Below are 19,182 nucleotides of genomic sequence, written 5' to 3'. Positions count from 1 at the left end.
TGATAAAATGCTGTGTTCTGACCAAAACTTATTGATAATTCAGCAGATAACCTATTAATTTTATTAAAACGTCAAAATTTGCAGACCTATACATTTTATAAACTATCATATAAGGATGCTGAGATGTATAAACAAAAATTTATAAGAAAACTTAATGCGATAAGATGTTTTCTTATAAGAACAATGCAGAAAAAAAGAAATAATAAAGACTTTGCTTACATTACAATTTTTCATGATTATGAAGGAGATTATGCTGGCAGGGGGTTGAAAAAAATTTCCCACAAAGGTGTAAATACAATATTAGATATCGAAGCAAGATACAAAATAAAGGCGACTTATAATATTGTAGGCAAATTAATGAACGAAGTTCCAGAGGTAGTTTCCCGAATTTTGTCAGATGGTCATGAAATTGCAAGCCACTCATATAATCACAGCATTATGACAATGCTTTCAAAGAAAGAAATAATTTCTGACATTATACACACGAAAGAAAATTTCAAATCCATCGGAATCGAACTTAAAGGTTTTCGTTCTCCACAATCTAAATGGAACTTCAAGCAGATGTCAGTATTATTAAACCAAGGATTGTACTGGAGCGCTGAAGGTGATAATGCCAACTTTCCTTATATAATTAAGAAAAAACAGAACAGATATCTTGTAAGAATGCCTGTGATAATAGATGATTGGAGCTATCAATCAATGAATATCACCCCTGATGCCATGTTACAGAAACTTCAAAAATGTGTCGATGAAATATGCAAAGAGAAAAAGTATGGAGCGATTGGTTTTCATCCGTGGGTTCAAGGAAAAGATAATAGCAGATTAATAGTTTTTGAAGAGTTTATCGCTGGTTTGTCAGAAAGAAAAGATGTAAAGATACTACCATTTGATTTCATGTATAACTACTTTTTATCATGCTTGAATATCAATTACGATGATATCACGACTTGATAATGACACTTTTCATTATGTTGGTGGTGTATATTGAAGAAAACCATTTTAATATACGGAAGTTTTGGTGCAATTGTTGCATTTGAGATATTAGTTGTTAAGATGATAGGCCATTTGAAATCTGAAGATATCCTGCTTTATCTCATACCTGTTAATGCGATTTTTTTGGGAGTAGCGATATGTCTTGACTCATTTGGCCTGTTTTGTCTTGTTCTCGCATGTATCTCTTTTAAGGGATTGTGCCGGGTCGAAATTGGTATCATTACTTTTAATCCGTATATTATAGGAATAAATGGTCTCATTATCTTTACCATTTATAAAACTTTTTTAAAAAAATACAGATATGGATTTACATCGACTGATTTTATTATTATTTTAATATGTTTTACATTTCTAACATCGACAATTATTTCGGAAACATTAATTGATAGTGGTTTCCTTGCATTTCATTCTATTTTTATTCCAGTAGTTTCATATTATGTTATTAAAGGAATCATTACAACATCAGATGAATATAAAGCTGCAATATTTTTTTTCATTGGAGGCATAACTGTTTTTGGATGTTTCGCTATCATTGAATTTGCTGTTACACTGCAAAGAGTATATCTTTTCTCGTTGCCGCCAGTTAGCATAGCGACAATGTACGTTCCAACGCTAATTTATCTTTTTTATGCAAGATGGTGGAGACGTTTTATCGGGTTCATATGTTTTATAATATTATCTTTAGCCTTTCTTTCTGCAATGTCCAGAGTTTATATTCTGAGCATGCTAATCAGCCCTGCTTTATATGTGGCTATAAGACGCGGTAAAGCACTTATCCTCATGTTTTTAATGCTGATATCTACCTTGATATTAACCCTGCTCCTTGCATCTTCGCCTTACATATTCAAAAACATAAAAATATCAAAACAGACAAATAAGACACTTATGAGAGTCGCAGATATGGATTATTGGAAAAATACAATTTACGGACGATCATTATCTTATTTAGATGGACTTTCTGATTTTGAAAGGTCTCCTTTTTTCGGTGTTGGAATACATAAAGGAGAGAATTACTCTACCAATCATAATTTCCATATCGAATGGTTAGAATTCGGTGGGATATTCGGCTATATTCTCTATTCTTCACTGTTTCTAATTCATTTTAAAATTGCTATGACTAAAGCCAAATCAGATGTGTTTGTCGCAATTAACCTTATGATTATATTTATAATACTCTGTAACAGCTTAGGCAATGGATTTATGCACGGCACGATGCCCTATATTGGATTTATTTTCATGGGGTTTAATGAAGCCCGTATCAAACTATTAAGTTCTTCTGTTGAGCCGGAAACTGATGCATCTGCCCAGACAAATTTAGCAGTTAGCTGAAAAAATTATCTTTTCAGATTAATAAGTAAAATAAACTAAAAATAGGTTAAATCAATTTATAAAAACTGGTTCTTAAATGGTAAAAACCAAAAAAGACACCTTTGCTGGCAATATTGCCAAATTAATGGTGGGCAACGCTACTGCTCAGGTTATATCAATTTTAGTCATTCCGATTGTGACCCGCCTTTTTTCACCTGATGATTACGGTATTTTTTCGCTTTACTTATCAATTACAGTACTATTCACGCTAACTTCATCCTTATCATATGTTTCGGCAATCTTATTACCAAAAAATGATATCGAAGCAAGCAATGTTTTCGGTTTAACAGTCTTAACAGTGACAGGTGTTTCGTTTTTAGTTTGTATCATTGTGTTACTTGGGGGCAAACAAGTCTGTCATTACTTCAATATAACACAAGTGGAATCGTATTTATGGATTTTGCCAGCCAGTATTTTTATTGATGGTATATACTCAGCCCTTAATTACTGGTCTTTAAGAAAAAAGCGGTTCACTCAGCTATCTCTTAGCAAAATTGTTGCAACATCTTGTGATAAATGTCTGTCCCTATGTTGTGGTTTGTTGGGTTATGTTCACGCTTCTATTTTAATTGTTTCCCGTTTGATAGGAGTCTTTTTTTCTATTCTGACATTAGGCCATGCTATTTGGAAAAAAGACAGGGATGCTATTAAATCAAGTATAACTATTGTGAAGATTTCTCAAAGCGCAAAGAGATATCGTAAGTTCCCATTAATCTCTAACTGGTCTGTGCTGTTGGGTAATATTTCCAGACAGGTTCCGATAATTATGATAGCAATCTTTTTTTCTCCGGATATTGTTGGTATTTATGCTTTGACAACCCGAGTACTTGGTATGCCGATGAAACTGATAGGGGATGCAATCTTTCGGGTTTTTTTCCAAAAAATTGCGGAATTGAAGAATCAGGGCAAGGAATTGGGAGATATTTCCCTTAAACTCTTAACATATTTAATTTCAATTGTTGTTGTCCCAATCGCTTTTATATCCATCATTGGTCGGGAAGTTTTTATTATCTTATTTGGGAATACTTGGGTACTAGCCGGAACATTTGCACAGATATTATGCTTTGTTTATCTTTTCACATTTATTTCCCGTCCCTTCTTCGCCTTTTTTAATGTATTAGAGAGACAGGAAGTTCGTTTTTATTTTGATAGCGCATTTCTGATTGTCAGAATCTGTTCTCTGTTTATTGGTGGACTAATGGACAATGTTCTGCTCGCTATGATACTATATTCGATATGCAGTATAATCATATATTTAATTTGTATTTTCTGGTTGTTTGATCTCGTTGATGCTTCTTATCGCAAAACATTTGTTGTGCTTTTCCATTCAGTCCTGTTTTCACTTCCATTTATAGGAACGCTCGTTCTGTTAAAGTTTGGTTTTCAGTATTCTCCGATTTTCTTAATGTTATCAAGTGGCATTATGACACTTATCTATTATATTTTGATAATTTACAGAGATGATAAGCTAAAAGGTCTTTTGCGTTTAAGACAATATGCATCGGAGTAATTTTGACTTTACTGGCTTCATTCATGGAGTATAAACAATATCTTTTTTCGACAAAAATACATCAAACCCTTTTTTATCAATAGGTTGGATAGGTTTTTGTATGAGTTGATGACATCTTTCATAAAAACAAAGTAACTTACGCTTTTTCTGAGCAGTAGAACAATTTGCAAAATTGTTCTACTACACCACTTTGAAAGTCCGTGACCCCCTTATGACTCCGGCCGGTCATTTGAAATCAGCCTTCCGGCTTCCCGGAGGGGGGTCACGTATTTACAAAGTGGCGTACTACTGCGTTGTCAATTTTGTTTTTGCGAGTTGATTTTATATATGTCAACGCCTAAAATCAATCCTGACAAAGCACTTGTAAAGTGTAAACTGATAAATGAAGAAAGCCAAATTGATTTTATAAAATCTGATGGTTTTCTGAACAAAAAAATAAATCATTTGTTTTCAATGGATTATATTTTATACTGCCTTAATTTTTAAAAATTGTCCGAACCGTTGTTTGTATATGATTTAATTAATATCGCAAATTGAAAGGCTTTGAATTCTGTAATGCACGAAATGAAAAAGCAAAAAAAGGTTGTTATTCTTAGTTACTACCGCTTTCCCTGTACTCATGCTGTATTAGAAAATGTCTTTGCGAAAGAGTTAGGCAAAAAAGTAGATATGTTATGGTTTTTTCAGGGAGAATTCAGTAAGGACAAAAAACAAAGATGGCATAATTCTCAGGTTGTTTTGAGCAGAGCCGTTAAAGGAAATCATTATCTCATCAAATTTATTAATAAATTAATGGGATGGCAAAAACTCTTTCAATTGTTACGTTTCTTGATGTCCGGTGACATAAATATTGTTTTGGTCAGAGACTTACCATTTGAAGCTTTTTTAATTGCTCCTCTGAGGCTCTTTTTTAAATTTAAACTTTATTATCAGTATTCAAGTCCGCTAGGTGATATGCACATTGGGAACTCTGAGATTGATAATACATTAATAAGATTCTGGCATCTGTTTCAAGGGCATTATCATAATTTTTTTGTAAAAAAGGTTATAAAAACAGCGGATATCATTTTTCCCATTACAAATTTTTTCAAAAAAACGCTTCTTGTCCATGTTGCCGAGGAGAAAATGATTCCAATAACAATGGGTGTGGACGAAGATTTGCTGAATAAGGATAAAAAAGAAATAGGATTTCTGAAAAAAATGAAGGAAAAATACTTTCTCATCACCTATTTTGGCACATTAGGATTTCTTAGAAACCCCCAATTTATCTTAAAAGTATTTGCTGAAGTAAAAAAACAATGTCCTGAATGCAAACTGATTTTAATGGGAAAGACAGCATACTCCTGGCAAGAAAAAGAATTAAAGTTGACTTGCTCTTATTTGGGAATAGAAAAAGATGTAATTTTTACGGGTCAGTTGGACCGAAATGATCTTTACGATTATCTTTACTATTGTGATCTTAGCCTCTCGATTATACCTCCTCACAGTTATTATAAAATAAGTTCTCCCACCAAGCTTTATGAAAGCTTGGGAAATGGTGTGCCTGTGGTGGCAAACAAGGGCATATATGAACAAGAAAAGGTGGTTTTGGAATCTGGCGGCGGCTTTCTTGTTGATTATGAGATTATATCCTTGAGTAATGCAATTGTTGAGATGTTAAATAATGCTGATTTGAGAAAAGAAATGGCTAAAAAGGGAAGAAATTATGTGATAAATCATTATAGTTATCGGAAAATAGCCAAAAAGATACTGCCTTACTTCACAGATTGTTATAGGAAAGACAGCGGGAGGAAGTGAAGCTTTATTTTTGAAAGAGGGATTAAAAGCATGAAAAATAAACGCTCATAAAAAAGCCGGGTTTTTTGCCCCCGGTTATGAAAATGTTTTCAGATAAAAAACCCGGCTTTTCAAAATGTATTTTCACGGTAAAAAAATGAAAAAATTTGATACGATAATTGTTCCCGGTTTTTATAGCACATTTCTTTCTACTATAAGATGTTTAAGGCATTTGAAAAAAGAGAATGTGAGAATCTGGTCGGTCGGAGAACAAGATCAGAAGAAAAATCCTTGCTTTTTTTCAAACATTCCTGATCGGAAAATCACCTTTACTAAGGAAGAAGGGCTGGTTAACTGTTTGTTGAATATAAAAAATCAATTTACGGACCTGCCTAAAATTCTGTTGACTTCAGATGCGCATGTTGTTGAAATTTCAAAAAGAAGAAGCGAACTTGAACCATATTATCGTTTCATATTACCTTTGGAAGATGTTGTGGAAGTCTTAATGGAAAAATCAAGCTTTTATGAACTCTCAATAAAAGAAGGCTGGGATGTTCCCAAAACTTTTACGGTGAACAATCTGGATATCTTTAGACGATGGATGGAAAGGGAATATTGATCATGTCATACCAGTTGTGAAAAAATACAATATTGATATATTCGCTGATGAATTTTATTAGTGTTCTAAAACTGAACATAAACTTTATAACCATATAAATCAATAAGCTAACTATCAGTTTGTGTAAAAAATATAAGGTAGCAAAATGAAATCTGAGAAACATATTATTTTGATAGGAGGGCTTAGTAATCTTCAAGGTCCTTTGCCTACGATTACAAACGCGATCATAAACAGTCCTTTGTTACAGGAACATTTTATTTTTATTCCTTATTACACTGAAAGGACCAAGGGGTTAAGTAACGCAGCCCAGTTTAATTTGACAAATATAATTTTTTTTATAAGACATTATATATCTTGGATTTATATGGTCGTTAAATACAGGCCACATATAGTTCATTATCCAGTTACTTCTTTCTGGAATTTTCCTAAATCGATGTTTTTTTTAATATCTGCAAAATTTTTCAAATGTAAGACAATCGGGCATCTTCATGGCGGGGCCTTTGAAACGTTTTGGAATAAATTATATAAGCCATTCCAGTTCATCGGAAAAAAAGTTTTAAATTTATCAGATGGTATGATTGTTCTTGGTGAAAAATGGAAGAAAGCTCTGAGTAATATAGGCTGTTTTGAACATAAAATTTTCATCTTGCCAAATCCGATTGATGAAAATTTCGCTAACCACGTCTTTCAACCCCCGTTTCAAAATAATAAAACAAATCTGCTTTTCATAGGCCGGATAAGTAAGCTCAAAGGAGTAGATACCATACTTCGCGCTTTAGGTAAAGTCGTAACTCATCAGAAAAATTTTCATATCAAACTCGTCGGGCCGGAAGCACGCCCTGGAGATTTTCGGGCAATGCGAAAACTGGCTTCAGAATTTATATCTGATAAATATTACGAATTTACAGGACCTATATATGGTAAGGAAAAGATAAAAAGGTTCTCTGAAAGTGATATTTTTGTTTTTCCTTCCAATCGGGAAAATTTTCCTCTTGTAATTATAGAAGCTATGTCAGCAAGCCGCCCTATCATTTGCACGCCCGTAGGTGCGGTTCCTGAATATTTGAAACATGGTGTATCTTGCTTATTCGTTAATTTTGAGGATGCTGATGATTTGGGAAAGAAAATAGAATGGATGATTAGTCATCCTAATGAAGCAATTGAAATGGGCAGGCGGGCAAAAAAAGTGTTTGAGGAAAAATTGATTCAGGAAAAAGTAATGAAACAACTTAAAAAAATATATTTTTCAGTCTTAGAAGCAGACTAAATGGCATATAGCACTCGAACGACAAGTTAGTACAACCGTGGGGTGATGAAAATGTCACAAACCGGGCTGATAATTGCGATCCCATTTTTATTCCGCAAATTTTTTATAACTTAAAAATCAGGAAGTTAAAAAATGCGGGGAACAAAAACGGGATCAGTTTTTTCGGAGCTTTGGAAATATTTTCATCACCCCAGTACAACCGCAGTTCTATATTTTTTCAAAATTTTGTAGCAAATTCTTGTGGATTAAGGCAAAAGAGAAGTGAAAAAATATTCTCGCTTTGTGGAATTTGCCAATGACGGCCCCAGTTTTGTAGCAGCAATTGAAAAGGCTTTAAATAAGCAGCAGCAGCAGAAGGAGGCCCGCCGTGATTTTATCAGAAAATCCTCATGGGCTTCTGTTGCAGAACTGATAATTGAAGATTGTAAGACTTAGGAGGTTAGTTATGAACCTGAAAGAGTTGTTTACAAAAAAAATCGGAATTCGAATCGTTGATCTGGCTCGGAGAACTACAACATGTAAAATTCTGGATGAACTGTTTGAAACAGAGTACTGCAATATTGATGAACTTGAGGCCATTCAGTTTCAAAGACTTAAGGAATTGCTTGTTCACTGTAAGAAGCATGTCCCTTACTACAGACAGTTGTTTTCTGAATACAAGTTCGATCCGGAAGTTATCTTATCCCCTTCTGATATGGAATGCCTGCCTGTTTTGACAAAAGATGACATACGGAATAATTTTTCACGGCTCAAAGCAGACAATATCATGCAGTTCAGACCAAAACTCAGAGGAACCGGAGGGTCCACAGGGGAACCTTTGAAACTCTACCATGACGCCAGAAGCCACGGAACCATGTGGGCAAATATGTACAGGGGATTTGGCTATGGCGGGTACAGACTGGGAGAAAGATACGTCACATTAGCCTATGGCTCATTAAGACCCAGGAAGCTGAGATTCGGGATGCCTTTATATTTTTGGTTTCAAAACACAGTCACCTTTCCAAGCTATCATATTGAAAAGGAAAACTTGGATGAGATATTTCGTTTTTTTCATAAGGAAAAACCAAAATATCTGTTCGGATATGCTTCAGTTATTCTGCAATTAGCAAGGTTTCTGATGTCAAAAAAAAGGTTTATTGATGGTCTCAGGGCAATCTTCACAACAAGTGACATGCTCTTTCCTGATCAGAGAAAACTGATAGAAAAACATCTGGGAGCGCCAGTGTATGATAACTACGGATGTCCGGAAGCCGGTGTGTTAACCAATGAATGCGATCAGCATGACGGCTACCATTATAATATGGAAACCTGCCATATTGACATCGCGGATAAAGATGAAAACGGCGTCGGCAGAATCATATCCACCAATCTTTCCAACTATGCGTTTCCCATTGTCAGATACGACACAGGGGACATTGGTCAGTTGGGAAGAACTGGAATGTGTCCATGCGGAAGATCTCATAGCAAAATACGCCGGTTGATGGGAAGGCAGAGAGATATTATCACATTGCCGGACGGGCACATGCTTCACGGTGCTTTTTTCAACCATCTGCCCGAATTCTATCAGGATGATCGCATCACCCGATATCAGATCATACAGCCTGCTGCTGACAAGTTGGAAATTCATCTGGCACTCGCTGACAGAGCGAAAATATCTGATTTTGATCATATTGTCAAATCATTGGAAGAAAATTTCAAAAATCAGGTAAGCATTTCTCTTGAGGAAGGAAATTTCAGAGAAAGCAGCATAAGCAGAAAACACAGAACAGTTATATCGGATGTTGATAATATATGGACGGTCAGTTCATAAAACTTAACGGAGATGGGTGGATAAAATATGAAGCCGGGTAACGTTTTAATTATCCTGGAAAATAGCTGGGTTCCCATAGATCGGCGTGTGTGGTATGAAGCCACAACACTGAGGGATGCCGGGTGGAAGGTGACGGTAATCTGTCCCGCAGCGCGAGGGGCACATGCCGGCACTGAGTCACCGGAATATAACATTATCGCAAAACATAAAATGCTGGACGGAATCAGTGTTTACTTTTTTCCGCTGATATTTGCGGAAAAAGGCACTAAAGCATACATCGTCGAATATCTCAAAGCATTTATCTCAATTACAGGACTTTCCTGGAAGGTTTGGCGCAAGGAACGTTTTGATATTCTTCATGTGTGTAATCCGCCTGATATTTTCTTTCCAATTGCTCTGTTTTACCGCTTTCTCGGTTCTAAATTTGTGTTTGACCATCATGATTTGTTTCCGGAGATGATTCGTTGGCGTTTCCGAGGGATAAAGGGGAAGCTTTTGTATCTGCTGGCCCGTGTGACAGAATATTTCACATTCAGCAGTTCAAATGCGGTCATCACAACTAACGAATCCTATAAACAAATTGGGACGGAAAGAAATCATATCCGCCCGGATCGAATATTCGTTGTCAGAAACGGTCCTAAAATCAGAGAGTTTGTACCGGTGAAAAAAAATCCGGACCTGAAAAAAGGGTTTCCTTTTGTTGCCTGTTACGTGGGGGTGATGGGAGAGGAGGACGGGGTTTTCGGATTAGTTGACGTCATCCGATATATCGTGCAGGAGAAAGGTCGGCGGGATATTCTTTTTCTATTGGTCGGCGATGGGTCCGAGCGCATGAAAGTACTGAATGCGTTATCTGAGAAAGGTCTCAGTGCATTCGTTGATATGCCCGGTACGATCAGAGATGATTTTTTACTTCGTTCTTATATGTCTGTTGCAGATGTGTTTCTGTCCCCGGAACCCTGGACACCGTTAAATGCTCTTTCAACTTTTATAAAAAACGGAGAGTACATGGCAATCGGCAAGCCAATTGTCGCATATGATCTTAAAGAAACCCGATATACTGCTCAGGAGGCCGCTGTTTATGTGCCGTCCGGGGACATTCAGCAATTTGCCCAGGCCATTTCAGATATGATGGATCATCCGGAAAAACGGGAGCAAATGGGACGTGTCGGCTCTCAGAGGATATCAGAATTTTTAGGATGGGAACATCAAAAGCAAAACCTTCTGAGGGCTTACCAAACTGCGCTGAAAGGGAAGTAGTTCCATGTCTTCTCATCTTACCCTCCGAAGGCTTACCAAATAATAGGGATTTCTCAATAAATAAAATACCCGCCTGTTGCTCGCGGGGGATTGACAAATCCCCCGCCAGGGTTCGGAAACCCCGGCCGAAATGTTTACCGGTCCCAGGCAGCAAACATTTCGGACGGGATTACAAATCCCGTCCGGCAAAGGTAAATCCCGTTCGGCAAAGGTGGAAAGTACTCCGAAATGCTCGCCAGGGATTGACAAATCCCAGGCATTTCCGGCGGATTTGTTAATCCTCCAGGAGCGGTTCAGGGCATTTTCGATCTGCTTGCACTCATCAGAACCAGATTTTTATTTTTTTTCGAATCTGTAACCTATCTGTAACCTTTTGTTTGTTACATAGATTTTAAATTAAAAAGGTCAATTCCCAAATTATCGGAACCATCAGGCATATCAGCAACCTTAAACCGGGGTTTCAGCCTCGGACTGTAATAAATACCCCTTCAGGGCTGTGTAAAACGAGGTAACTATGAACCATGACATAAATGTTATCACTCCCGATGTGAAGCTGGGAAAAAATGTTGTGATCTATAATTTCGTAAATCTCTACGGATGTGAAATCGGAGACGAGACCCGAATCGGCACATTTGTAGAGATCCAAAAAAATGTGAAAATCGGAAAACGCTGTAAAATTCAGAGTCATACGTTTATCTGCGAAGGAGTGACCATTGAAGATGAGGTCATGGTTTCCCACGGTGTCATGTTTATTAACGACAGGGAACCGCGGGCCGTCAATCCTGATGGCTCTCTTCAGACCGAGGCTGACTGGACCTGTGTCCCCACCCTGGTAAAGAAAAGAGCCGTTATCGGATCCAATGCCACAATTATGTGCGGAATCACCATTGGTGAAGGCGCGCTGGTCGGTGCCGGCGCGGTCGTCACTAAAGATGTGCCTCCGAATACGATTGTGGCAGGGAACCCCGCTAACATATTACGACACCGAACTTTATAACACTCGACAATCAAATTTTTTTTGTCATTCCTGCGAAAGCAGGAATGACAGGCTTTTTATTCGAATCAGGTCAGAAAACCTGATCATCGAGTGATAGAAAAAAAAATACTGATTATAACGGATTTAGGGGAGGCCGACAAAGCCCCGTGGGGGCGGCATATTTGTAGCATTCATCATGTCAGGCCGGCAAAGCCCCGCGGGGCGTGCGAACCTGCCGCTGCAAATATGCCGCCCTTACGGGGCTTGTCGGGATGCCTGCAAACCTGCCGCTGCAAATATGCCGCTCTTACGGGGTCTGGTCGGCCCTCCCCTAAATCCGTTATAATCAGGAAAAATAAAGGCAGAGGCAATTTATGATAGAGAATCAGCCCAAATTCAAATATATCCTTCTGGGGTCAGATTTTATTATCCTGACGATATCATTCTTCATGGCCCTTGATAAATGCATACCGAATTTCTGGCCCGCTTCTAAAAATCATCTGTATTTTTTCTTCAGTCATTTTAATTTATATCTTATTGTACTGATTTTTTATATCTTCGCTTTTTACCACAGCCACCTTTATATGAGAAATATTGTACTTACCCAATACAGGCAGTTTATCCTTATTGTGAAGTCTCTTGTGTTTGGCGCTTTGATGAGCATCATGTTTATGGTGGTTTGTAATGTTGACTATTTTCTAATATACGGAAAAAAATTAGTTCTGTATTTTTCTCTGTATAACTTGGTCATGTTTACTTTGCTGAGAGCGCTGCTGACCAAAAAAATTCTTATCTTCCTTGCCCAAAAAAATATTTATCAGACAAGAGTGCTGATTGTCGGAGGGGATGAGGCTGCTAAATATGTGGCGGAGTCATTACAGCATGATATTTTATCCAATTTTCATATTGCCGGGTTTTTAGACGATTATAAAGCGGTCGGTAAAAAAATTTATAAGCAGTTTCATAACCTGGGAAAATTAGATGACCTTGACAAAGTGGTCAGAGACCGTGATGTGGATGAAATACTCATTGCAATCAATAATGCCCCTTATGAAAGAATGGTCTGTATTGTTGAAAAAAGCCTGGAAACGGGTAAGGTTGTCAGAATTTATTCGGACCTTCTGAGGGTGATTGCTGAGAAGATGAAATTGGAGTTTTATTCAAACATTCCCATTGCCACACTTCATATGAACTCTCTTGACGGTTATGCCCGTAATCTGAAAAGAGACCTTGATATTATTTTAGCTTTGCTGGCCATAGTAATACTTTCCCCCCTGTTTATCGCCGTTATTCTGGGAATCAAATTGTCTTCCAAAGGCCCTGTGATTTTCAAACAGACAAGAATTGGCAAAGACGGACGCCCTTTTGAGTTCTATAAATTCCGTTCCATGCACATGGGCACTGATGATTCCAGACATCAGGAATATGTTAAAGATTTTATCCAAAATGGAAACCAAGGCGAGAACGATGATATAAAAATATTTAAAATCACTGATGATCCCAGAATTTTTAAATTTGGAAAATTTATCAGAAAAACCAGTCTGGATGAATTCCCGCAACTGCTTAATGTTATCAAAGGGGATATGACCCTGGTGGGTCCGAGACCTTGTCTGCCTTACGAGTGGGAGTGTTATGAGGAATGGCACAAGAAGCGTCTCAATATTCTTCCCGGATGCACAGGATTATGGCAGGCGCTGGGACGAAGTTCTGTCAGTTTTGAAGAAATGGTGATCCTTGACCTTTACTATATAAACAACATTTCATTAGTTCTGGATGCCGAGGTCATTTTAGCAACATTTCCGGTCATCTTTTTTGGAAAAGGCGGATTCTGAAACTGGAAACTGGAAACTGGAAACTGGAAACTGGAAACTGGAAACTTGAAACTCGGAACAGTCGCATATGCACATAAGAAAATCCGCAGAACCTCCGGATTTCAAGCTTCGAGTTTTGAGTTTCAAGTTTCGATTTACAGAGGAGGAAAATATGTTTAAAGTCGGTGTTATCGGATGTGGTTACTGGGGACCCAACCTGATCAGAAACTTTATTCAGTTGAAAAAAAGCGATGTCATATGTGTGGCAGATCTGGATGAGGCACGCCTGGCTCATATGAAAAGGCTTTATCACACCATTGAAACCACAAAAGATTACAAAGAAATTATTGCGGATCCTGAAATTGACATTGTGACCATTGCCACACCGGTTCATACGCATTACAAACTTGCGTGGGAAGCGCTTTCAGCCGGTAAACATGTATTTGTCGAAAAACCAATTGCCGCGTCCGCGGATGAAGCCAATGCGCTGATCGCACTTTCGGAAAAACAGCAGCGGAAACTGATGGTGGGGCATACGTTTCTCTATACAGAAGCTGTGCGAAAAATGAAGGAGATCATTGATTCCGGTGAACTTGGCGAACTTTATTACATTAGTTCGCAGAGACTGAATCTCGGACTTTTTCAGCAGGATATCAATGTGATATGGGACCTGGCCCCTCATGATATTTCCATTATTCTGTATCTGCTGGACCAGGAACCGCAAATGGTCACTGCCATAGGCGCGTCTCATATCAATCCGGCGGTTGAGGATGTCGCTGTATTAACCCTCCAATTTGCAGGAAGCCTCCTTGGTTTCATCCAGACGAGCTGGCTGGATCCTGATAAGATCCGAAGAATGACCGTCGTGGGCAGCAAGAAGATGATGGTCTATGATGATGTTCAGCCCACTGAGAAAATAAGGATTTATGACAAGAGTGTTGAAAAGCCCATGCACTACGACACCTACACCGAGTTTCATTATTCATACAAATACGGGGATATCGTTATTCCTAAAATCGGAGGGTCCGAGCCGCTTCGCACGGAACTGAGTCATTTTATTGAATGTATCGAGAATAACGAAAAGCCGCTGAGTGATGGTGAAAGCGGGCTTCATGTGGTAAAAATTCTGGAGGCCGCTCAGAAATCCCTGGATAATGGAAATGTCGGGGTAGCTCTTAGCTAAGATTTGAGGATTCGGGATATATTCAAAAGTACAAGGAAAGAGGATAAGAAAAGGAAAATACTCATTTCGGAGAACACACTGTTTTCCTTTTCTTATCTGTTTTCCCTGTACTTCTCCGCCCGATTGTGGAGATATTCTGATTTGCTTCCACTGCAAAGGAAAGAAATCTGTTCAATGAATCAAATTCAATTCAGCACGGATCACATAATTAAAACGATTTTCCCGGTGGCGATTGCGGTTTGTTTTGTCACAGCTTACTGGCCTGTTTTTCAGAAACTCGGAATCCACTGGGCCAAAGAAGATAACAGCTATTGCTACCTGATTGTCCCTCTGTTTTTCTACCTCTGCTGGGAGAGAAAAACCAGTTTTCATTTTCATGAGCTTACGCTGACGCCTTCCGGCATTTTTCTCATGCTTCTGTCTGTGAGCCTGATTATAGTGGGAGAACTCGGATCAGTTGAAACCTTTTTATACATCGGGATATGGGGATGTGCGACAAGCCTGGCTGTCACACTGTACGGCCCCCGAACCAGATTCTTAATATTTCCGCTGATTATCCTCTTATTTATTGTTCCGCTGCCGCCGTTTGTTAACCGTATGCTGACATTTAAACTGAGAATAGCCGCGAGCATATTGGCCACAGGCATGCTCAGAATGGCCGGGGTTCCTGTTTTCCGGGAAGGAAATATTCTGGATATCGGCATTGATAAATTACAGGTGGCAGATGCATGCAGCGGATTACGTTATCTCATGCCAATGATACTCATGGCGATTCTCCTGGGGTATTTTTTCAATAAAGGCTGGTGCCGGAAAACACTTCTGCTGCTTCTGGTTCCGCCGCTGTCAATTTTTGTAAACGGGTTCAGGATATTTGCATCCGGCCTGCTCATCATCAATCATCATAAAGAGCTGACCGAAGATGTTTATCATGATCTTTCAGGATGGCTGGTTTTTATGGTCGCGGGCGCTGTGCTGGTCGCAATGGCTTTTTTTTTGAAAAAAATCAGAATGAATCCCACCGGAGAATCTGAGACAGATCCCGGAGGAAAGCCGTTTGGCTTTGTTATGCCTGCTGTCCTGACGACGGTTTTTTGCACATTTTTTCTGGTCAGCGGCTGGATGCTGAAATCAGTTTCCTCTGCTCAGACCTATCCTGAAAGGATGACTTTTGAATCTTTTCCCATGAAAATCGGCGAGTGGAAAGGAAAAAGAAGCTATCTTTCAAAAGAAATAATGGATTCGCTCTGGGCCGATGACTATGTGAGTGCAACGTATTACAAAGAGGGATCCATGAACATAATTCATCTTCTTATCCCGTTTTATGAATATCAGAAAACCCGCCATACTGCTCATGCGCCCCAGTCCTGCCTGATCGGAGGGGGCTGGACACTGCTCAGAGAGAATGAGCGTCTGATAAGGCCGAATGCTTCCGAAGAAGTTAAAATAAAGGTTATGGTTATGAAAAAAGGCGATACAGCAATGTTGGCCAGCTATTTCTTTTTTGGGAGAGGAAGGGTGGTTACAAGTCCCTGGGTAAATAAATTTTACCTGATGCAGGATGCCATCACACAGGGGCGGATTACATGGGATGGCATCATACCCGGACGTACGGACGGTTCCCTGGTTCGGGTGGAACTGATGGCAGCACCGGGTCAGTCAGCTGAGGATGCTTACATCCAACTGGAAGCGTTCATATCGCATCTTTGGCCCCTTTTGCCCCGGTATGTGCCGCTCTGATCTTTGAAACAAAGAAACCCGGCTTTTTTCTCGGACAGACCGGCTTCTCCGCTACCGGAAAAAACCCGGGTTTCTTTCCTCCGTACCAGGGCAATTATATCAAATTCAGGAAATTCAAGGCTAAATTCAGGAAATTCCTGATTGACCCGCCATTTACTATGTTATATGTATATTAATATTTGTTTTAATGGTTCGGGGAATTTTTGAAAATCGTTGCAGGATACCCTGCCAAAACACTGAGGAAAATAACATGACAGTCCCATTTTTAGATCTCAAGGCGCAGTATGAATCCATAGGCAATGAAATTACAGACGCGATACAGCAGGTGATGGACAGGACTGCTTTCGCGGGCGGCCCTTTTGTAGAACAGTTTGAAAAGGAATTCGCCGATTTTTGTCAATGCCGACATGCCATTGGCGTGGGCAGCGGCACAGAAGCCCTCTGGCTGACACTCCTGGCCCTGGGAATTGGTCAGAATGATGAGGTCATCACAGTGCCGAATACCTTCATCGCAACTGCCGAGGCCATCAGTTTCTGTAATGCGACGCCTGTGCTTGCGGACGTGGATAAAAAAACATATACGATGGATCCGGAGTTGTTTGAAGCTGCGATCACCCCGAGAACCAAAGCGGTCATCCCGGTTCATCTTTTTGGTCAGATGGCGGACATGGACCCCATTATGGACATCGCCAAAGCACACGGACTTTTTGTTATCGAAGATGCATGTCAGGCCCAAGGTGCTAAGTACAAAGGCAAACTTGCCGGGTCTGTGGGAGATGCGGGATGTTTCAGCTTTTACCCTGGAAAAAATCTGGGGGCCTGCGGAGAAGCCGGGGCTGTGACCACAAACAACCCTAAGTTGGCAGATAAGATTCGTATTTTGCGGGACCACGGACAGTCAAAGAAGTACCACCACAGAATGATCGGATGGAATGCCCGTATGGACGGGATTCAGGGCGCTATCCTGAGTGTAAAATTAAAGCATCTTACAGAATGGAATAACGAACGAAGAACCAACGCAAAAATTTACAATGAGCTGATGGGCGGTATAAGTGATGTCATTCTTCCGAAAGAAGCAGCGTATAACCGGCATGTTTATCATATTTACGGAATACGTGTTCAAAATCGGGATACGCTGATGAGCGCGTTAGCGGAAAAGGATGTTTATTGCGGGATCCACTATCCTGTGCCGATACATCTTACAGAGGCTTATCAGTCGCTGGGATATGGAGAGGGGGATTTCCCTGTCGCTGAAAAATACGCCAAAGAATTGCTGTCTTTACCCATGTTTCCGGAGCTTAAAAGAGAACAGCTTGAAAAGGTGACTTATGAAATCAGCCAGTTGGTTTAGTCATTTTCTTATCTCTGTCAGAAGAAGAACTTTTTTGAAGTATGCCGGAACCCTGGGGTTATCTTTCATCGCCCTTCCGGCTTACGGATTTCCGTCGGTGTCAGAACTGATCAACCTTATCAAAGGTCGTTTTTTTATGAAGCCTGTTAAAATACCGACGGACAGCGAAAGAACTGTGCCCGAGCTTCCGCGTGAAGGCCCGGGCATCCCAGTTGAAACCGCTTTGAATTCCAGATGCACCAGCGATTATAACGAAGCGCCTGAGATATTTCATTGGGGAATGTTTGACAAAAACAGAAAACTGTCCCCGGAGCAAATCAGCCAAGTCAGAGAATTTATCAAAATCCCCCGTTTTACCCCTCACCATTTGGATGTCCGGATCAGAGAAAACATCCTCACTTTTATCATTGATAACCGTGTTTCCGGGATTGATAGAGACTGGCTCATGGTCGAAAGCGGAATGCAGCAGCAGACTGCGGGGCTGATCTGTTCGGCCCTGGGAATCGGCATGGTTTTTAAGAATCTCGGAAAGGACGGAACACGGATGTCAGAGACCGAGCATTCCACTGTGAACATCAGAGTGGACGCCATGAAGCCCACGTATTCCGGCCGTTTTTGGATTACCTCACCCCCTGTCGGGAACAAACCCTGGCTGAAAGGGACGTTTCCGGATCCTGACAGAAAAGGGAGCAAACCGCTGATCCCTGCTCTGAGCAGCCTGACAATTCACCATAAGTCTGCCAAAGCATTAACAGCGCATTCTCTAGGTCAGCTCCTCTGGGCCGCAAGAGGAAGAACCCCTCACCTTTATAAATCAAGAGCCTGGGGGATGACCATACCGACCTGGGGGGGAGAACAGAATATATCAGGTGTTTATCTGATCTTAAATGGTAAAATATTCAGGTATGTCAATTGGAGAAAAAACAGGCCCACCCATTCTTTGGAGGAAATAGGCCAGACAGAGAAAGAGCTTAATGAGCAGTTGAAAAAGCATTTTCCGTCAGATGATACGTTTATTGTCCTGGGAAGAAACGAAACTTTTGGGAGATCGCTCTGGGAAGTGGGATATCAGATGATGAATATCTTACTCCAGGCATATGCTTCTGATATCGCTTACGAAGCCATTCTTTTAGATGAATCCCGGAAAGCAGTATTTCGGGATATCGGTATCAAAGCCCCTGTTGCCGCAGTTGCTTTGGGGAGGAACAAATGGAAACCAGACAAATTGTGAGAACATTTATGAACAAAGCCTTTGAAGATGAGGGATTTGATGATGAAGTTCAGGATGATGCGTCACTGGTTGATCTGGGGATTTTAGATTCTCTGACCACACTGCAATTGATAGATTTTTTTGATGAGGCATTTGGTATTGTTCCGGCCGAAGATGAGTTTGATCCTGAAAACTTTGATTCGGTGCTTGCCATCATCGCCTTTATTGAGAAGAAGCTTGGTTAAAAATAAAATTTAACCATAAATCGTGTGGTTCGGTTTTTAGAAGTTTCCCATCAGCGGGCATATCTC

The 19,182-nt window shown here is 39.8% G+C and carries 16 protein-coding genes; all 16 read left to right on the top strand.

The annotated features are described in order from the left end of the window. Window positions 1–123 precede the first annotated feature (123 nt). The 16 genes from dnm_RS18615 (at window position 124) to dnm_RS18540 (ending at window position 19,116) form a co-directional block, all read left to right on the top strand. Complete coding sequence (locus dnm_RS18615; protein ID WP_207678409.1) at window positions 124–951, top strand: polysaccharide deacetylase family protein; 828 nt, start codon at window positions 124–126, stop codon at window positions 949–951. Window positions 952–984: 33 nt separating this feature from the next. Continuing rightward, window positions 985–2,322: an O-antigen ligase family protein gene (locus dnm_RS18610; protein WP_207678408.1), complete on the top strand. Its 1,338-nt coding sequence runs from the start codon at window positions 985–987 to the stop codon at window positions 2,320–2,322. Window positions 2,323–2,398: 76 nt separating this feature from the next. Next, a complete protein-coding gene (locus dnm_RS18605; RefSeq protein ID WP_207678407.1) occupies window positions 2,399–3,871 on the top strand; it encodes an oligosaccharide flippase family protein in 1,473 nt (490 codons plus the stop codon). 564 nt (window positions 3,872–4,435) lie between these two features. After that, window positions 4,436–5,668: a glycosyltransferase gene (locus dnm_RS18600; RefSeq protein ID WP_207678406.1), complete on the top strand. Its 1,233-nt coding sequence runs from the start codon at window positions 4,436–4,438 to the stop codon at window positions 5,666–5,668. 211 nt (window positions 5,669–5,879) lie between these two features. Further along, window positions 5,880–6,266, top strand: a complete 387-nt coding sequence (locus dnm_RS18595; protein WP_207678405.1) for a hypothetical protein — start codon at window positions 5,880–5,882, stop codon at window positions 6,264–6,266. Window positions 6,267–6,411: 145 nt separating this feature from the next. Continuing rightward, window positions 6,412–7,533: a glycosyltransferase family 4 protein gene (locus dnm_RS18590; RefSeq protein ID WP_207678404.1), complete on the top strand. Its 1,122-nt coding sequence runs from the start codon at window positions 6,412–6,414 to the stop codon at window positions 7,531–7,533. 261 nt (window positions 7,534–7,794) lie between these two features. Further along, window positions 7,795–7,968, top strand: coding sequence for a hypothetical protein (locus tag dnm_RS18585; RefSeq protein WP_207678403.1), 174 nt, complete (start codon window positions 7,795–7,797; stop codon window positions 7,966–7,968). 10 nt (window positions 7,969–7,978) lie between these two features. Continuing rightward, entirely contained in the window at window positions 7,979–9,343 is a 1,365-nt protein-coding gene (locus tag dnm_RS18580; RefSeq protein WP_207678402.1) for a phenylacetate--CoA ligase family protein, read from the top strand. Window positions 9,344–9,370: 27 nt separating this feature from the next. Beyond that, complete coding sequence (locus dnm_RS18575; protein WP_207678401.1) at window positions 9,371–10,603, top strand: glycosyltransferase family 4 protein; 1,233 nt, start codon at window positions 9,371–9,373, stop codon at window positions 10,601–10,603. Between the two features lie 514 nt (window positions 10,604–11,117). Continuing rightward, complete coding sequence (locus tag dnm_RS18570; RefSeq protein ID WP_207678400.1) at window positions 11,118–11,600, top strand: acyltransferase; 483 nt, start codon at window positions 11,118–11,120, stop codon at window positions 11,598–11,600. Window positions 11,601–11,953: 353 nt separating this feature from the next. Continuing rightward, window positions 11,954–13,411, top strand: a complete 1,458-nt coding sequence (locus dnm_RS18565) for a sugar transferase (RefSeq protein ID WP_207678399.1) — start codon at window positions 11,954–11,956, stop codon at window positions 13,409–13,411. Window positions 13,412–13,562: 151 nt separating this feature from the next. Then, window positions 13,563–14,573, top strand: a complete 1,011-nt coding sequence (locus dnm_RS18560; protein WP_207678398.1) for a Gfo/Idh/MocA family protein — start codon at window positions 13,563–13,565, stop codon at window positions 14,571–14,573. A 174-nt stretch (window positions 14,574–14,747) separates the two neighbouring features. Next, on the top strand, window positions 14,748–16,310 hold the full coding sequence (gene xrtD / locus dnm_RS18555; protein WP_207678397.1) for a VPLPA-CTERM-specific exosortase XrtD: 1,563 nt from the start codon (window positions 14,748–14,750) through the stop codon (window positions 16,308–16,310). 250 nt (window positions 16,311–16,560) lie between these two features. Next, on the top strand, window positions 16,561–17,661 hold the full coding sequence (locus dnm_RS18550; RefSeq protein WP_207678396.1) for a DegT/DnrJ/EryC1/StrS family aminotransferase: 1,101 nt from the start codon (window positions 16,561–16,563) through the stop codon (window positions 17,659–17,661). Then, a complete protein-coding gene (locus dnm_RS18545) occupies window positions 17,639–18,892 on the top strand; it encodes a hypothetical protein (protein ID WP_207678395.1) in 1,254 nt (417 codons plus the stop codon). Before dnm_RS18550 ends, dnm_RS18545 begins: the two co-directional genes overlap by 23 nt. Continuing rightward, window positions 18,871–19,116 (top strand): acyl carrier protein, encoded by a 246-nt coding sequence (locus dnm_RS18540; RefSeq protein WP_207678394.1) that lies wholly within the window; start codon window positions 18,871–18,873, stop codon window positions 19,114–19,116. Before dnm_RS18545 ends, dnm_RS18540 begins: the two co-directional genes overlap by 22 nt. Window positions 19,117–19,182 lie beyond the last annotated feature (66 nt).

Origin of the sequence: Desulfonema magnum (genome assembly GCF_017377395.1) — a bacterium.
Lineage (GTDB): Bacteria > Desulfobacterota > Desulfobacteria > Desulfobacterales > 4be13 > Desulfonema_C > Desulfonema_C magnum.
Note: the sequence above shows the minus strand (reverse complement) of the source record. Positions and strands in the feature narration are given on the sequence as shown.

Excerpts from the sequence above, each read along its gene's own strand:
- dnm_RS18545 (WP_207678395.1), top strand. The coding sequence starts at position 17,639 with ATGAAATCAGCCAGTTGGTTTAGTCATTTTCTTATCTCTGTCAGAAGA.
- dnm_RS18605 (WP_207678407.1), top strand. The coding sequence starts at position 2,399 with ATGGTAAAAACCAAAAAAGACACCTTTGCTGGCAATATTGCCAAATTA.
- dnm_RS18565 (WP_207678399.1), top strand. The coding sequence starts at position 11,954 with ATGATAGAGAATCAGCCCAAATTCAAATATATCCTTCTGGGGTCAGAT.
- dnm_RS18600 (WP_207678406.1), top strand. The coding sequence starts at position 4,436 with ATGAAAAAGCAAAAAAAGGTTGTTATTCTTAGTTACTACCGCTTTCCC.
- dnm_RS18590 (WP_207678404.1), top strand. The coding sequence starts at position 6,412 with ATGAAATCTGAGAAACATATTATTTTGATAGGAGGGCTTAGTAATCTT.
- dnm_RS18575 (WP_207678401.1), top strand. The coding sequence starts at position 9,371 with ATGAAGCCGGGTAACGTTTTAATTATCCTGGAAAATAGCTGGGTTCCC.
- dnm_RS18560 (WP_207678398.1), top strand. The coding sequence starts at position 13,563 with ATGTTTAAAGTCGGTGTTATCGGATGTGGTTACTGGGGACCCAACCTG.
- dnm_RS18570 (WP_207678400.1), top strand. The coding sequence starts at position 11,118 with ATGAACCATGACATAAATGTTATCACTCCCGATGTGAAGCTGGGAAAA.
- dnm_RS18615 (WP_207678409.1), top strand. The coding sequence starts at position 124 with ATGTATAAACAAAAATTTATAAGAAAACTTAATGCGATAAGATGTTTT.
- dnm_RS18580 (WP_207678402.1), top strand. The coding sequence starts at position 7,979 with ATGAACCTGAAAGAGTTGTTTACAAAAAAAATCGGAATTCGAATCGTT.
- xrtD (WP_207678397.1), top strand. The coding sequence starts at position 14,748 with ATGAATCAAATTCAATTCAGCACGGATCACATAATTAAAACGATTTTC.
- dnm_RS18550 (WP_207678396.1), top strand. The coding sequence starts at position 16,561 with ATGACAGTCCCATTTTTAGATCTCAAGGCGCAGTATGAATCCATAGGC.
- dnm_RS18540 (WP_207678394.1), top strand. The coding sequence starts at position 18,871 with ATGGAAACCAGACAAATTGTGAGAACATTTATGAACAAAGCCTTTGAA.